This is a genomic window from Serratia proteamaculans, from assembly GCF_008830365.1.
GTDB lineage: Bacteria > Pseudomonadota > Gammaproteobacteria > Enterobacterales > Enterobacteriaceae > Serratia > Serratia proteamaculans.
Window position 1 is genome coordinate 1 of record NZ_WBKI01000006.1, and the last position, 15,317, is coordinate 15,317.

The 15,317-nt window shown below is 51.8% G+C and carries 21 protein-coding genes; 6 read left to right on the plus strand and 15 right to left on the minus strand.

The window, feature by feature from the left end; all coding sequences use genetic code 11:
* Positions 1–419 precede the first annotated feature (419 nt).
* Positions 420–962, plus strand: coding sequence for a gamma carbonic anhydrase family protein (locus F8R23_RS18870; protein ID WP_129937477.1), 543 nt, complete (start codon positions 420–422; stop codon positions 960–962).
* 37 nt (positions 963–999) lie between these two features.
* On the opposite strand, the gene aroE is transcribed toward F8R23_RS18870, so the two are convergent.
* From aroE to dprA, 5 genes are read right to left on the minus strand one after another with little or no spacing between them, the layout of a single operon-like run.
* Entirely contained in the window at positions 1,000–1,818 is an 819-nt protein-coding gene (gene aroE / locus F8R23_RS18875; protein ID WP_129937476.1) for a shikimate dehydrogenase, read from the minus strand.
* A gap of 11 nt (positions 1,819–1,829) precedes the next feature.
* Positions 1,830–2,399, minus strand: coding sequence for an L-threonylcarbamoyladenylate synthase type 1 TsaC (tsaC, locus tag F8R23_RS18880; RefSeq protein WP_129937475.1), 570 nt, complete (start codon positions 2,397–2,399; stop codon positions 1,830–1,832).
* A gap of 7 nt (positions 2,400–2,406) precedes the next feature.
* A complete protein-coding gene (locus tag F8R23_RS18885) occupies positions 2,407–2,952 on the minus strand; it encodes a DNA topoisomerase family protein (protein ID WP_099065716.1) in 546 nt (181 codons plus the stop codon).
* A gap of 25 nt (positions 2,953–2,977) precedes the next feature.
* Positions 2,978–3,451, minus strand: coding sequence for a DUF494 family protein Smg (gene smg, locus F8R23_RS18890; RefSeq protein ID WP_012147203.1), 474 nt, complete (start codon positions 3,449–3,451; stop codon positions 2,978–2,980).
* Complete coding sequence (gene dprA / locus F8R23_RS18895) at positions 3,423–4,544, minus strand: DNA-protecting protein DprA (protein WP_129937474.1); 1,122 nt, start codon at positions 4,542–4,544, stop codon at positions 3,423–3,425. Before dprA ends, smg begins: the two co-directional genes overlap by 29 nt.
* Positions 4,545–4,677: 133 nt before the next feature.
* On the opposite strand from dprA, the gene def reads away from it, so the two are divergent.
* The 5 genes from def to mscL all read left to right on the plus strand — a co-directional run bounded on the left by def (position 4,678) and on the right by mscL (position 9,523).
* Positions 4,678–5,187 carry a peptide deformylase gene (gene def, locus F8R23_RS18900; protein WP_085119631.1) on the plus strand — a complete coding sequence of 170 codons (510 nt, stop codon included), beginning with the start codon at positions 4,678–4,680 and terminating at the stop codon, positions 5,185–5,187.
* Between the two features lie 17 nt (positions 5,188–5,204).
* Complete coding sequence (gene fmt, locus F8R23_RS18905; RefSeq protein WP_151415898.1) at positions 5,205–6,149, plus strand: methionyl-tRNA formyltransferase; 945 nt, start codon at positions 5,205–5,207, stop codon at positions 6,147–6,149.
* Positions 6,150–6,222: 73 nt separating this feature from the next.
* Positions 6,223–7,512 carry a 16S rRNA (cytosine(967)-C(5))-methyltransferase RsmB gene (rsmB, locus tag F8R23_RS18910; protein ID WP_129938886.1) on the plus strand — a complete coding sequence of 430 codons (1,290 nt, stop codon included), beginning with the start codon at positions 6,223–6,225 and terminating at the stop codon, positions 7,510–7,512.
* Positions 7,513–7,589: 77 nt separating this feature from the next.
* Positions 7,590–8,966, plus strand: a complete 1,377-nt coding sequence (gene trkA, locus F8R23_RS18915; protein WP_099065720.1) for a Trk system potassium transporter TrkA — start codon at positions 7,590–7,592, stop codon at positions 8,964–8,966.
* Positions 8,967–9,106: 140 nt separating this feature from the next.
* A complete protein-coding gene (gene mscL / locus F8R23_RS18920) occupies positions 9,107–9,523 on the plus strand; it encodes a large-conductance mechanosensitive channel protein MscL (protein ID WP_085119635.1) in 417 nt (138 codons plus the stop codon).
* Positions 9,524–9,580: 57 nt separating this feature from the next.
* Here the strand turns inward: mscL and F8R23_RS18925 are convergent, their stop codons facing one another.
* From F8R23_RS18925 to secY, 10 genes are all read right to left on the minus strand, one after another.
* Entirely contained in the window at positions 9,581–9,787 is a 207-nt protein-coding gene (locus F8R23_RS18925; protein WP_085119636.1) for an alternative ribosome-rescue factor A, read from the minus strand.
* An 84-nt stretch (positions 9,788–9,871) separates the two neighbouring features.
* On the minus strand, positions 9,872–10,303 hold the full coding sequence (gene zntR, locus F8R23_RS18930) for a Zn(2+)-responsive transcriptional regulator (RefSeq protein WP_085119637.1): 432 nt from the start codon (positions 10,301–10,303) through the stop codon (positions 9,872–9,874).
* Positions 10,303–10,677 (minus strand): DnaJ family domain-containing protein, encoded by a 375-nt coding sequence (locus tag F8R23_RS18935; protein ID WP_129938887.1) that lies wholly within the window; start codon positions 10,675–10,677, stop codon positions 10,303–10,305. The genes zntR and F8R23_RS18935 overlap by 1 nt, the downstream gene beginning before the upstream one ends.
* Positions 10,678–10,824: 147 nt before the next feature.
* Positions 10,825–11,214, minus strand: coding sequence for a 50S ribosomal protein L17 (gene rplQ, locus F8R23_RS18940; RefSeq protein WP_004929726.1), 390 nt, complete (start codon positions 11,212–11,214; stop codon positions 10,825–10,827).
* Between the two features lie 40 nt (positions 11,215–11,254).
* A complete protein-coding gene (locus F8R23_RS18945; RefSeq protein WP_002919219.1) occupies positions 11,255–12,244 on the minus strand; it encodes a DNA-directed RNA polymerase subunit alpha in 990 nt (329 codons plus the stop codon).
* A 25-nt stretch (positions 12,245–12,269) separates the two neighbouring features.
* Complete coding sequence (gene rpsD / locus F8R23_RS18950; RefSeq protein ID WP_012147212.1) at positions 12,270–12,890, minus strand: 30S ribosomal protein S4; 621 nt, start codon at positions 12,888–12,890, stop codon at positions 12,270–12,272.
* Positions 12,891–12,920: 30 nt separating this feature from the next.
* A complete protein-coding gene (gene rpsK / locus F8R23_RS18955; protein ID WP_004951128.1) occupies positions 12,921–13,310 on the minus strand; it encodes a 30S ribosomal protein S11 in 390 nt (129 codons plus the stop codon).
* Between the two features lie 16 nt (positions 13,311–13,326).
* Positions 13,327–13,683: a 30S ribosomal protein S13 gene (gene rpsM / locus F8R23_RS18960; protein ID WP_085119639.1), complete on the minus strand. Its 357-nt coding sequence runs from the start codon at positions 13,681–13,683 to the stop codon at positions 13,327–13,329.
* A 146-nt stretch (positions 13,684–13,829) separates the two neighbouring features.
* Positions 13,830–13,946 (minus strand): 50S ribosomal protein L36, encoded by a 117-nt coding sequence (gene rpmJ, locus F8R23_RS18965; RefSeq protein WP_002227352.1) that lies wholly within the window; start codon positions 13,944–13,946, stop codon positions 13,830–13,832.
* Between the two features lie 32 nt (positions 13,947–13,978).
* On the minus strand, positions 13,979–15,310 hold the full coding sequence (secY, locus tag F8R23_RS18970) for a preprotein translocase subunit SecY (protein WP_004929740.1): 1,332 nt from the start codon (positions 15,308–15,310) through the stop codon (positions 13,979–13,981).
* Between the last annotated feature and the right edge of the window lie 7 nt (positions 15,311–15,317).

Sequence of the window (15,317 nt, forward strand, 5' to 3'; positions counted from 1 at the left end):
TTTTTCGAACCCGAAGGTTCTGGATATCGTCTTGTGGAGTGCCCACACAGATTGTCTGATAAATTGTTAAAGAGCAGTGAGTTAGCCGCCGTAGCTTGCTATCTCGAGGTGGCGTATATTACGCTTTCCTCTTTCAGAGTCAACCCCTAAATTTCAGGATTTTTTCTCTTCGAACCCCGGAGACTCTGTGAAGTTGTTCACATGTTCCGTGTCGATGGAGGCGCATTATAGGGATCCGAATTTTTTGCACAACCCCTTTCTTGATCTTTTCTTACTGTTTGCACACTTTTCAGCCCCTTCGTGTGGATCTTGCGCGATCAGGGCCGTTTTCCACAGGATCCGTCACTTCAGTTGGTTGTAATTCCACCGCCAACGTCTAGTATTGCCGTTAAATATGATCCCGACGTGAGGCTATTACCATGTCCGATGCAGTACGTTCTTATCTTCATTACTCTCCTAAACTGGGTCAACGCGTCATGATCGACCCTTCCAGCGTGGTGATCGGCAACATTGAGCTGGCCGATGACGTCAGTATCTGGCCATTGGTTGCCATCCGCGGCGACGTGAACGCAGTAAAAATTGGTGCACGCAGCAATATTCAGGATGGTAGCGTGTTGCACGTGACCCATAAGTCTGAACATAACCCTGAAGGTTATCCGTTGCTGATCGGTGAAGATGTTACCGTTGGGCACAAAGCCATGTTGCACGGCTGCGCCATTGGCAATCGAGTATTGGTAGGAATGGGATCGATCCTGCTGGATGGTGCAGTAATAGAAGATGATGTAATGATTGGCGCCGGCAGCTTGGTCGCGCCGGGTAAACGACTGGCGAGCGGTTATCTTTATATGGGTAGCCCGGCACGCCAGGTTCGTCCACTGACCGCCGGCGAGCGAGAGGGGTTGCTTTACTCTTCTACTAACTATGTACGCTGGAAAGACGAATACTTGTCAGAAGATATCTGACAAGCGCCCGCTCCCTCACCGGAGAGCGGGCCGGAATTTACGCGGCCAGTTCGTGACGCAGCTGACGCAATACCGATTCGATCTCCGGCATTACACCATGCCACAACAGGAACGCATGCGCGGCCTGCCCCACCAGCATCCCTAAACCGTCGGCATATTCTGTGGCACCCTGTTGCTGCGCCCAAGCCAGGAAGGGTGTTAATCCCTGCTGATAAAACATGTCATAACAACGGGTATGGCCATTGACCGTACCAACCGGTAACGCCGGGATGTCACCACTGATACCTGATGCCGTTGCGTTAATCACTAAATCAAACTGTTGTTGATCGAGTTGATCCAGAGGCAACGCGGATATTTCACCCAGGTGCTGGAATACCTGCGCCAGTGTCTGCGCACGGCTAAAAGTACGGTTGGTGATCACCACTTCACAACCAAAAGACAGTAGCGGCAAGATCACGCCGCGCGCCGCGCCACCCGCCCCCACCAGCAGGATACGATCCTTCGGCTGGATCAACCCCTGACGTTCAAGATCGGTCAACAGGCCGATACCATCGGTGTTGTCACCCAGTAATCCGCCGTCTGGCAGTATTTTCAAGGTATTTACCGCACCGGCCAGCGAGGCCCGTTGACTCAGTTCAGTCGCCGCCTCGTAAGCCTTCTCTTTAAAGGGAACCGTGACGTTCGCTCCCTGACCACCAGCCTGAATAAACGCCTGCAGAGTGGTTTCAAAACCGTCCAGCGGCGCCAGCACCGTACCATAAGGGTGTTCTATACCTGTTTGGGCGGCAAACAGCGCATGAATACGCGGTGATTTGCTGTGACCGATAGGGTTACCGAATACCGCAAACTTCTCCATGTACATGACCTCTAGCCTTGACGGATTTGCTTACCGGTCAGGACATCTCTGATTTCAGAAGGGTTAAGACGACCACCGACGTTGCCGGCCAGCACCGGGAAAGCGGCACCAAACTGCTGCTGCACTTCATCGGCGCTGCGGCAAGGCTCTTGCCCGCTAAGATTGGCACTGGTCGATACCAGCGGTTTGCCAAACTGCCGGCAAAGTTGCTGCACCAATGGGTGGTCACTAACACGTACCGCCAACGAGTTGAAACAACCGGTTAGCAAGCGGGGCGTTTCCGACCTGGCAGGAATAACCCAGGTCACCGGGCCCGGCCAACTGGCAAACATCGTGGCACGCTGCTGCTTACTCAGCACGGTGTCATCTATATAAGGTGTTAACTGCGCATAATCGGCCGCAACCAGGATCAGTCCCTTTTCCCAGGGACGCTGTTTCAGTGCCAATAAGGCATTAACCGCCTGCTCGCTGTCGGGATCACAACCCAGGCCAAATACCGCCTCGGTCGGATAGGCAATGACCTGGTGATTATGCAGCGCGTCAATAATTGGCAGGAAGGTGGCAGTGGATTCTGAGTTCATGATGTCTTTATTCTGTAGTGACTACGGGTTTCCCGCAAAGTTTACTGGCACAGCAAAGGGTTGGGCCTTTCGCCGTGCGCTTTTCCATCAGCAACGGATAGTGGCAGTACTCACACTCACCGGCGACGGGCTTAAAATTGAGAACAAACTGGCATTCAGGGTAGCGATCGCAAGAGTGGAACACCTTGCCATAGCGCGATTTGCGCTGCAGCAGTTTACCCTGTTCGCACTGCGGACAACTGATACTGGTTTCATCCGGTTTATCGATGACCTCCGTGTGGTCGCACTCCGGATAGTTGCTGCAAGCGATAAACATACCGTAACGCCCCTGACGCAAGGCCAGCGTCGCCTGGCATTTCGGGCATTCTTGCCCATCCAGCATCTTGACGATATGGCCATCGGCCTGCGCTTTCAACGGCCGGATATGTTGGCATTCAGGATAACGGGAACAACCGAGGAAGGGGCCGTGGCGACCACTGCGGATCACCAACTCGGCCCCGCATTCCGGACAAGGTTCATTTTGCCTGGCGGCAAAAATCGCTGCTTTTGTCATAACTTCTTCTATTCATGTTATCGGCTCAGTGCAGATAACCTTCGTTTACTTCAAACAACAGTTCTTCCATTTGCTGATAGGCACTTTCATATCCGGGGATATTAAACAGCACCATCAACACCACCCATTTCAGATCTTCGAGATCGAATTCCGTGTTATCCAAAGCCATAACACGATCGATAACCATTTCACGGGTTTCGAGGTTCAATACCTGAATCTGCTCCAGGAACAGGAGGAAACCACGGCAACTGGCATCCAAACGCACGCCTTCTTCTTCGGTGTAAATCCGCATTGCCAGCGGATCGGCATCCATAAAATACGGCGCATTTTCGCCTTCCTGCAGGTCGGCAAGTTTTTCAAGCCAATTCAACGCGTTGTAGATATCATCCCGATGAAACCCCGCCTGAGCGAGATCATCGGTCAGTTGATCCTGATCGACGCGCATCTCTGGTTCATTGTGGATATAAGTTTCAAACAAGTACATCAGTACGTCGAACATGGCCTGCCCTCCTTATTCGGACATAGCCGCCGGGTACAGCTGCGATCCACCCTGCTAACTCCAGATCGAGTAACTTGATTACCACCTCTGGCACAGGTTGGCCGGCACGTTCAGCGACGACGTCAACAGGTGTCACCTCATCTCCTACGTTAGCCAACACATCGGCAAATGGCAATTCAACTTCGGCTTCTGACGCACAAATAGTTGTATTTTCGTTCAGCGACAGCCAATGCAGGCCGCTGCCCAGTTGCTCAGCGATCTCTTTCGGCCCGGTAACCAGATAAGCCCCCTGTTGGATCAGCCAATGCGTACCTTCACTCATTGGGTTGCCCAGAGCCCCGGGTAAAGCAAAAACCTCACGCCCCTGTTCCAGAGCGTAACGGGCAGTAATCAGCGTTCCGCTGCGCAGGGAGGCTTCGATGACCACCACGCCCAGGCTTAATCCACTGATAATGCGATTACGGCGTGGAAAGTGGTCAGGCATCGGCAGATCGGTGGCCAGATACTCAGAAACCAGTGCTCCGCCGCTTTCAACGATCTGTTCTGCCAGGCGTTGATGCCGGCGCGGATAGATGTTGGCCAAGCCGCTGCCCAGAACGGCAACGGTGCCCCCTTCAGCAGCCAACGCTGCACGGTGGCAAATGCTGTCGATACCGAGGGCCAGCCCGCTGGTGATGGTAAACCCACAGTGCACCAATCCGGTGGCAAAGTAATTGGCCCAGTGTTCACCATAATGGCTGAACTGCCGACTGCCAACCATAGCGATTTGCGGCTGCTGCACGACTGCCGGGTTACCCTTTACCAACAGCAGCAACGGTGCATCATCGATAGTGAGCAGTCGTTCCGGGTAGTCAGCCTCACCGTAAATCCACAGCAAGTTTTCAGGCTGCTCCAGCCAGGTAAGTGTAGCGGTCAGATAGCGCGGATCCACCTGGCGAAACTGGGCCTGCTGCCGGTCATTCAGCCCCAACTCCCGCAGCAAAGAATACGGCGGCCCACCGGACGTCACCATTTGCCGTATTATCTGGCTGGCTTGTGCCGTATCCAGCCCGGTGACCCCACGCATTCGTATGCCGATCTCCTGTGCCTGCATCGCCTGTTCCCTCGCAGAAAATGGTGGTATTACCAATTCGAGCAATTGGTGCGCAATGCTGTCAATCAGGCTGGGAAATGTCTAGAATAGAAGCTAAACCTCGTTTATCACTCGGATACAGATCTCAAGATATATGTCAGTATTGCAGGTATTACATTACCCAGACGACCGGCTGCGCAAAGTCGCGGCCCCGGTTAAAGAAGTCAATGCGAATATCCAGCGCATCGTGGATGATATGTTTGAAACCATGTACGCAGAGGAAGGCATTGGCCTGGCTGCGACACAGGTGGATATCCATCAGCGCATTATCGTCATTGACGTTTCTGAGAACCGCGATCAGCGCCTGGTGCTGATCAACCCGGAACTGCTGGAAAAAGGCGGTGAAACCGGGATTGAGGAAGGTTGCCTTTCCATTCCCGAACAGCGTGCTTTAGTCCCGCGTGCCGCTACTGTGAAAATCAGAGCGCTGGATCGCGACGGCAAGCCTTTTGAGCTGGAAGCCGACGACCTGTTGGCCATCTGTATCCAGCACGAAATGGATCACCTGGTAGGCAAGCTGTTCGTCGATTACCTGTCGCCACTGAAGCGCCAGCGTATCCGTCAGAAACTGGAAAAAATGGCCAAGCTTAACGCCCGCGCCTAACCGATCAGGAAATCAACGTGTCTGACTCTTTACGGATTATTTTCGCCGGAACTCCAGACTTCGCAGCGCGTCATCTTGACGCGCTGTTGTCATCTGGGCACCAGATTGTCGGGGTTTTCACCCAACCCGACCGCCCTGCCGGTCGCGGCAACAAGTTGACATCCAGCCCGGTCAAGGTTCTAGCCGAGCAGCACCATTTGCCGGTGTTTCAGCCCAAATCACTGCGTCCGGAAGAGAACCAGCACCTGGTTGCCGATCTCAACGCCGATGTCATGGTGGTTGTGGCTTATGGTCTGATCCTGCCCAAAGCGGTGCTGGAGATGCCGCGACTCGGTTGCATCAACGTCCACGGCTCACTGCTGCCACGCTGGCGTGGTGCCGCCCCGATCCAACGTTCCCTCTGGGCCGGTGATAACGAAACCGGCGTGACCATCATGCAGATGGACGTGGGTTTGGACACTGGCGATATGATGCACAAGATCGCCTGCCCGATCGAAGCCGCTGACACCAGCGCCAGTCTGTACGACAAGCTGGCTCAACTTGGCCCGCAGGGTTTGCTGACCACGCTGCAGCAGATGGCTGAGGGTACGGCGAAACGTGAAGTGCAGGATGAATCGCTGGTTACCTACGCCGAAAAGCTGAGCAAAGAAGAAGCTCGCCTGGACTGGAGCCTGTCCGCTGCGCAACTTGAACGCTGTATTCGTGCCTTCAACCCGTGGCCAGTCAGCTATTTCACCATTGACGATCAACCGGTGAAGGTGTGGCAGGCAACGGTGCTGACGCAGAGCACGGACGCAGAACCTGGCACCATCGTCCATGCCGATAAGCACGGCATTCAGGTGGCGACCTCCGAGGGTATTCTTAACCTGACTCAACTGCAGCCGGCAGGCAAAAAACCCATGTCAGCGCAGGATCTGCTGAACTCACGTCGTGAATGGTTTACACCGGGCAACCGGTTATAAACCGCCCCCACTGCCCGGCCGATAATCGCCGGGCTGTTTCTTTCTTAATGCCGATCGTTATCAGCTTTAGCCTATGAAAAACAATTACAATCTCCGCAGCATCGCTGCCAAAGCCATCGGCCAGGTGCTGGATCAGGGCCAGTCACTCAGTACTGTACTGCCGTCACTGCAAAAGACCATTTCTGACAAGGACCGTGCTCTGCTGCAGGAACTGTGCTTCGGCACCCTCCGCGTGCTGCCGCAACTGGAATGGTGTATTCAACAATTAATGGCCAAGCCAATGACCGGCAAGCAGCGTACGCTGCACTATTTGCTGATGGTCGGCTTATACCAACTGCTGTATACCCGTATTCCCGCTCACGCGGTGCTGGCGGAAACCGTGGAAGGTGCAGTTGCGCTGAAGCGTCCACAGCTTAAAGGTCTGATCAACGGCGTACTGCGCCAGTTCCAACGTCAGCAGGAAGAATTGCTGCAACGTGCGGCCAATAATGACAGCCGCTATCTGCACCCTAGCTGGCTATTGAAACGTATCCAACAGGCCTATCCCGCGCAGTGGGAACAGATTATTGATGCCAATAATCAGAAACCGCCAATGTGGCTGCGCGTCAACCGCTTGCATCACACTCGCGAAGCCTATTTACAGTTGATGGAACAGGCTGATATCGCCGCCGAACCGCATGCCGAATATCGCGATGCCGTGCGTTTGCTTGCACCATGCCCCGTTACCGATCTGCCGGGCTTTGCCGACGGCTGGGTCACCGTGCAGGATGCCTCCGCTCAGGGTTGTGTCGATCTGCTGGATCCGCAAGACGGAGAACAGATCCTCGATTTGTGCGCAGCTCCCGGCGGTAAAACCACCCACATTTTAGAAGCGGCTCCCAAAGCCCATGTGATGGCCGTCGATATCGATGAACAACGTCTGAGCCGGGTCAAAGAAAACCTGCAACGCCTGCGTTTACACGCTGAAGTGAAGCAGGGCGATGGCCGCACTCCGCAACAATGGTGCGGCGACAAACAGTTCGATCGTATTTTGTTGGACGCCCCTTGCTCAGCTACCGGTGTGATCCGCCGTCATCCAGATATCAAATGGCTGCGTCGCGACCGAGACATCGCGGAGCTGGCCACGCTCCAGGCCGAGATTATTGAGGCCATCTGGCCGCATCTCAAAAGCGGTGGTGTGATGGTGTATGCCACCTGCTCCATTCTGCCGGCAGAAAACTCAGAGCAGATTAGCGCCTTCCTTCAGCGTCATCCCGAGGCCCGTCTGGCTGAAACCGGCAACGAGCAACAGCCTGGCCGACAGAATCTTCCACATCCAGAGGATGGGGATGGCTTCTTTTACGCTAAGCTGATTAAAATGTAGCTGTTCAGTACTCTGGGCGCGGCTGTTGCGCCCTTTCAGATAATCTTCAGCGGTTTCAGTGTGAAGCAGAGAAGCGAATGAAAATAATTATTCTTGGCGCGGGTCAGGTTGGCGGGACACTGGCGGAAAACCTGGTGGGCGAAAATAACGATATTACCGTCGTGGATACCGACTCCGGCCGCCTGCGTCAGTTACAGGATAAGTTCGACCTGCGGGTTGTTCAGGGCTATGGCTCTCATCCACGCGTGCTCCGAGAAGCAGGGGCTGAAGATGCCGATATGCTGGTTGCCGTCACTAACTCAGACGAAACCAACATGATTGCCTGTCAGATTGCCTACTCGCTGTTTAATACCCCTAACCGAATCGCCCGCATCCGTGCGCCAGAATATATCCGCGAGTCAGAGAAGCTTTTTAATCCGGAAGCGGTACCCATTGACCACCTGATCTCACCAGAACAGTTGGTTATCGATTACATCTATAAATTGATTGAATACCCGGGCGCGCTGCAAGTAGTCAACTTTGCAGAAGGCAAGGTCAGCATCGCCGCAGTAAAAGCTTACTACGGTGGCCCGTTGGTGGGTAACGCTCTGTCTTCAATGCGTGAACATATGCCGCACATTGATACTCGCGTCGCTGCTATCTTCCGCCAGGATCGACCGATTCGCCCGCAGGGTTCCACTATTATTGAAGCCGGTGATGAAGTGTTCTTTGTTGCCGCCTCGCAGCACATCCGTGCGGTAATGAGTGAACTACAACGATTAGAGAAACCCTATAAGCGCATCATGATTGTCGGGGGAGGCAACGTCGGTGCTGGCCTGGCGCAACGGTTGGAGAAATCCTACAACGTGAAGCTGATTGAACGTAATCAGCAACGTGCCGCAGAACTGGCTGAACAACTGCATGACACCATCGTATTTTATGGCGATGCCTCGGACCAGGAACTGCTGGCGGAAGAACATGTTGATCAGGTCGATGTATTTATCGCGATCACCAATGACGACGAAGCAAACATTATGTCGGCTATGCTCGCCAAACGCATGGGCGCCAAAAAAGTCATGGTGTTAATTCAGCGTCGTGCCTATGTTGACCTGGTACAGGGCAGCGTCATCGACATTGCCATTTCCCCACAACAGGCAACCATTTCAGCGCTGTTGGGCCATGTAAGAAAAGCGGATATCGTCAGCGTTTCCTCACTCCGCCGCGGTGTCGCGGAAGCCATCGAAGCCATTGCGCACGGTGATGAGAGCACCTCAAAAGTGGTCGGTCGCACAGTTGAAAATATTAAATTGCCGCCGGGTACCACCATTGGTGCCATTGTGCGCGGTGATGACGTTATTATTGCCAACGGCAGCAGCAAAATTGAACAAGGCGATCATGTCATTATGTTTATAACCGACAAAAAGTTCGTTCCTGACGTTGAACGCCTGTTCCAACCAAGTCCATTCTTCTTGTAGAACAAATGTAGTAATAGATGGTCTATAATTGCGAAGTTGTTCTCCGCCATGGAAGGAGATAAAAGTTTTCGCTCCTTTTGTGGCAAAGGGAAATTGCTTTGTTAAACTTGAGTTATTAAATTCTGCAAGGGGTGCGTTCTATGAGTATGATGAAAGAGTTCCGCGAGTTTGCCATGCGTGGCAACGTGGTCGACTTGGCAGTAGGTGTGATTATTGGTGCGGCATTCGGTAAGATCGTCTCGTCTTTCGTTGCAGATATCATTATGCCACCACTGGGCTTGCTGATTGGCGGCGTTGACTTCAAACAATTCCACCTGGTATTACGCGAAGCTCAGGGCGCGATTCCTGCAGTAGTAATGAACTACGGTTCATTCATTCAGACCATTTTCGATTTTGTGATTGTTGCCTTCGCTATTTTCCTGGCAATTAAATTAATGAATAAAGTGCGTCGTAAACAGGAAGAAGAGCCAGCAGCGCCTCCGGCACCGACCGCAGAAGAAAAACTGCTGACTGAAATTCGTGATTTACTGAGTCAACAGCAACAACCTAAACTGTAAAACAGTTTCTCCTACGCGACTAAAAAGCCATCTTATTAAGATGGCTTTTTTAATGCATTAAAACCAGAAGGCCAGTGGTAAATTATCGCTTGATAGTTTGCCACTGGCCTCCCAGTTTCCGCCTTTTGCATGTTTGTCTTTACGCCGGTAGCTACCCTTGCCTTTGGTATTTTTCTCTACCCTTTGTCGGAATAACGGATCGTGCAACAGTGCCTCAATGGCATTGTCCTGTATCTGGCCTTTGGTATGACGGTATTTAGTCATGGTAATGCTCCTTGTTTATCTATGGATATAAATCGTGGCGATAATACTGCCGGCCGTATAAAAATTAAAGTGCTGATAGCCCATTCAGGCACCTTTTTTAGCTTTATCATCACTGGCACCTTGTTCAAGCGCCTCCAGGATGGAGCAATAATTGCTGGTATGCGCGCTACCGCAGCAAGCATCGCTAAGACGCTTTAGCGATTCACGCATCCGTGTTAGCTCTTTAAGCTTATTTTCAACATCACTGAGCCGCGCATCGACAATCGACTTCGATTCCCGGCAGGTATGGTGCTCGGGATCAACACGGATCGACAACAGTTCGGCGATAGTTTCCAACGTGAAACCGAGCTGCTTGGCATAACGGATAAAACGCAGCCGCTGCAGGTCTTGATCGCTGTACAACCGATAACCGCCCTCGGTACGGATGTTATGATCCATCATTCCCTGCTTCTCGTAATAACGCACGGTATCCGGCGTCACGTCAGCAAGCTTTGCCAGTTGGCCAATCTTAAGCATCACTCATCCTCCGATGAAAATTTGCCACTCAGTGCACGTTGATATTCACCATGCAAAAAATCAGTACTCATTCCTGCTTGTCGTAAACGGTGTTCCAGTAACGCCATTCGTTTACCAAGTTCGGCATAGTCCGGATGCCCACTACCAATCCCTTGCAGCAAACGAGCTATATTCAAAGCCTCTTTGCGATCTTCTAACTCTGCGGGTAAATAGCCGGCGTTTTTAAGCAAGCGGAAGCCGGTACGCAATTCTACAGGTACAGCACTGTCATCATCCAATTCAAGCGGCTGACCCTGGCCCGGTAAGTTATCAAATTCCCCTTTGGTCTGCGCATCCAGGATATGACGTTCTGCCCATTGATCGAGTAACCACATAGCATGATCTCTCAGTAGAGCTGATTAATAGCGTTAGCATAGCGGATAGGGACGGGGATCTTAAGTCAGGAAGGGACAGAACGCACGTTTGGCTGATGATGGACGTAAAAAAACCGGGCAAGCCCGGTTTTTCCACGCGTCTACAGATTACTCTGCAGTTGCTACTTCTGCTTGAGACTCAGCACGATCAACCAGCTCGATGTATGCCATCGGCGCGTTGTCGCCTGCGCGGAAGCCACACTTCAGAATGCGAGTGTAACCACCGGCACGGCTCGCAAAACGCGGGCCTAGCTCGTTAAACAGTTTTGCCACGATCTCGTTATCACGAGTACGGGCGAATGCCAGACGACGATTAGCTACGCTGTCGGTCTTGGCAAGAGTAATCAGCGGCTCAACAACGCGACGCAGCTCTTTTGCTTTTGGCAAGGTCGTCTTGATGATCTCATGACGAACCAAAGAGCCGGCCATGTTACGGAACATAGCCTGGCGGTGGCTGCTGTTACGGTTCAGTTGACGACCACTCTTACGATGGCGCATGACCTTATCCTTCTCAGTAAAACCTTAACCTGTGATCCGGTTACTCGTCAGCAATGCTTGCCGGTGGCCAATTTTCCAGGCGCATGCCCAGAGATAGACCACGGGAGGCCAGCACGTCTTTAATCTCAGTAAGAGATTTTTTACCCAGGTTCGGCGTTTTCAGCAACTCAACCTCGGTACGCTGTACCAGATCACCGATGTAGTGGATAGCTTCTGCCTTAAGGCAGTTAGCAGAGCGGACAGTCAATTCCAGATCGTCAACAGGGCGCAGCAGAATCGGATCGAATTCTGGTTTCTCTTCTTTAACTTCTGGTTGACGAACATCACGTAAGTCAACAAAAGCTTCAAGTTGTTCAGCCAGGATGGTTGCCGCACGGCGGATCGCCTCTTCAGGATCGATCGTGCCATTGGTTTCCATTTCGATGACCAGCTTGTCCAGGTCAGTACGCTGTTCTACACGCGCTGCTTCAACATTGTAGGCAATACGCTCTACAGGGCTATAGCAGGCGTCAACCAACAGACGACCGATCGGGCGCTCATCTTCTTCCGAATGAATTCGGGCAGAAGCCGGCACATAACCACGACCACGTTGAACTTTGATACGCATGCTGATAGCAGCGTTTTCATCGGTCAGGTGGCAGATCACGTGCTGAGGCTTGACGATTTCGACATCACCATCATGGGTAATGTCGGCAGCGGTCACAGGGCCAATGCCAGATTTATTCAGGGTAAGGATAACTTCATCTTTCCCTTGAACTCTCACCGCCAGCCCTTTCAGGTTGAGCAGGATCTCCAGGATATCTTCCTGTACGCCTTCTTTGGTGCTGTACTCATGCAGTACACCATCAATCTCAACCTCGGTCACCGCGCAACCCGGCATAGACGAAAGCAGAATACGGCGCAGTGCATTGCCGAGAGTATGGCCAAAGCCACGCTCTAACGGCTCAAGGGTCACCTTGGCGTGCGTCGAACTGACTTGCTCGATATCTACCAGGCGCGGTTTTAGAAACTCTGTCACAGAACCCTGCATTGTGTCCTCTCTTTGGTACTAAGCCTTACTTGGAGTAAAGCTCGACGATCAGGTGTTCGTTAATGTCCGCAGACAGATCGGTACGTTCAGGCATACGCTTGAACACGCCTTCCATCTTAGCAGCATCAACTTCAAGCCAGGTCGGCTTTTCACGCTGCTCAGCCAGCTCCAGAGAAGCTTTAACACGAGATTGCTTTTTAGCCTTCTCGCGGATGCTGACTACGTCATTCGGAGATACCTGATAAGAAGCGATGTTAACAACGCGACCATTTACCATAATTGCTTTGTGGCTAACCAACTGACGTGACTCTGAACGAGTAGCGCCGAAGCCCATACGGTAAACAACGTTGTCCAAACGACCTTCCAGCAGTTGCAACAGGTTTGCACCGGTGTTGCCCTTCAGGCGTGCTGCTTCTTTGTAATAGTTACGGAATTGACGCTCCAGAACACCGTACATACGGCGAACTTTTTGCTTTTCACGTAACTGTACACCGTAGTCAGACAGACGCGGTTTACGCGCACCGTGTTGACCAGGCGGTTGCTCAATTTTACACTTGGTATCGATCGCGCGAACGCCAGACTTCAGGAACAAGTCTGTGCCCTCACGGCGGCTAAGCTTGAGCTTAGGACCCAAATATCTTGCCATTTTCTTTCTCCAACAAACCTAAAAGCAGCGTTATACGCGGCGCTTTTTCGGCGGACGACAACCGTTGTGAGGGATAGGAGTCACATCAGTAATATTAGTGATGCGGAAACCAGCGGCGTTCAGAGCACGAATAGTTGATTCGCGGCCTGGACCCGGTCCCTTAACCATAACTTCCAGATTCTTGATACCGTATTCTTTTACTGCGTCAGCACAACGTTCTGCTGCAACCTGAGCTGCAAACGGAGTTGACTTACGAGAACCACGGAAACCAGAACCACCGGCAGTTGCCCAACCCAATGCATTACCCTGACGATCGGTAATAGTTACAATGGTGTTGTTGAAAGAAGCATGGACATGAGCCACGCCGTCAGAGACTTGCTTTCTTACACGCTTACGTGTACGAACAGGTGCCTTTGCCATTATTCAATCACCCTGATTATTTCTTGATCGGTTTACGCGGACCCTTACGGGTACGTGCGTTGGTCTTCGTACGCTGACCGCGAACTGGCAGACCACGACGATGACGCAAACCACGGTATGTACCAAGATCCATCAGACGCTTGATGCTCAGGGTAACTTCACGACGCAAATCACCTTCTACGGTGAATTTGGCGACTGCTTCACGCAGCTGTTCGATTTGCTCTTCAGACAGCTCACTGATCTTAACACTTTCGGCAATACCCGTAGACGCACAGATAGACTGTGAGCGGGTTTTACCGATTCCGAAGATCGACGTTAAGGCGATAACGGTATGTTTATGATCAGGAATGTTAATGCCTGCTATACGGGCCACTATGCACTCCTACTATTTTATACGGCAACACCATTCTGAAAAGCCCGTTTTCAGGATACTCAAATAATGTTGCAGCTACATACAAAAGATTGGCTGGCTAATCTAGCCAGCTCAACCCAACTTTGCAAGAAAAATATGCGAGATAATCAGCCTTGACGCTGTTTATGCTTCGGCTCGGCGCTGCAAATCACACGAACGACACCGTTACGCTTAACGATTTTGCAGTTACGACATAATTTCTTGACGGAAGCACGAACTTTCATTTTTACTCTCCGTAACTTCTCAAACGAACCTGTTAGCGGTTATAGCCTTTCAGGTTTGCTTTCTTCAATGCAGACTCGTACTGACTTGACATCATCAGAGTTTGCACTTGAGCCATAAAGTCCATGATGACGACAACCACGATCAGTAGCGAGGTACCACCAAAGTAGAATGGTACTTTCATTGCATCACGCATGAACTCCGGGATCAGGCAGATGAAAGTAATGTACATCGCGCCCACCAGGGTTAAACGCGTCATTACTTTATCGATGTACTTCGCCGTTTGCTCTCCCGGACGAATTCCTGGTACGAAGGCACCGGACTTCTTCAGGTTATCTGCTGTCTCACGCGGGTTGAAAACCAACGCCGTGTAAAAGAAACAGAAGAAGATGATTGCAGACGCATAGAGTAACACATAAAGCGGTTGCCCTGGCTGCAAATACAGCGAAATCGTTGTCAGCCAGTTCCAACCGGTACCGCCCCCAAACCATGATGCAATCGTGGCCGGGAACAGAATAATGCTGGAAGCGAAGATTGCCGGGATAACCCCTGCCATATTCACTTTCAACGGTAAGTGTGTGCTCTGTGCTGCATAAACACGACGACCTTGTTGACGTTTCGCATAGTTAACGACGATACGACGTTGACCACGTTCGATGAAAACAACGAAGAAGGTTACTGCAAACACCAATACTGCAACCAACAGCAACAGGAGGAAGTGCAGGTCGCCTTGCCGGGCTTGCTCAATAGTATGGGCCACAGCCGGCGGGAGTCCCGCTACAATACCTGCAAAGATAATGATCGAGATACCGTTACCGATACCGCGTTCAGTAATCTGTTCACCCAGCCACATCAGGAACATTGTCCCGGTAACCAAGCTCACGACTGCAGTAAAGTAGAATGCAAAGCCTGGGTTTAACACCAGACCCTGCATACCAGGCATATTCGGCAGACCGGTAGCAATACCGATCGACTGGAATATGGCCAACACCAGCGTACCGTAACGGGTGTACTGACTAATCTTGCGACGGCCAGCCTCCCCTTCTTTCTTAATTTCTGCTAACGCTGGATGAACCACCGTTAACAGCTGGATAATGATCGACGCCGAAATATACGGCATGATCCCCAGAGCAAAGATAGAAGCACGGCTGAGGGCACCACCAGAGAACATGTTAAACATTTCAATGATAGTGCCTCTCTGCTGCTCGAGCAATTTGGCAAGCACAGTGGCATCGATACCAGGAATCGGAATAAAAGAGCCGATACGGAAGACAATCAGCGCGCCGATTACAAACAAAAGTCTGCGCTTCAGCTCGCCGAGTCCGCCTTTAGCACTTTGAAAATCTAATCCTGGTTGCTTAGCCATCTGCTAC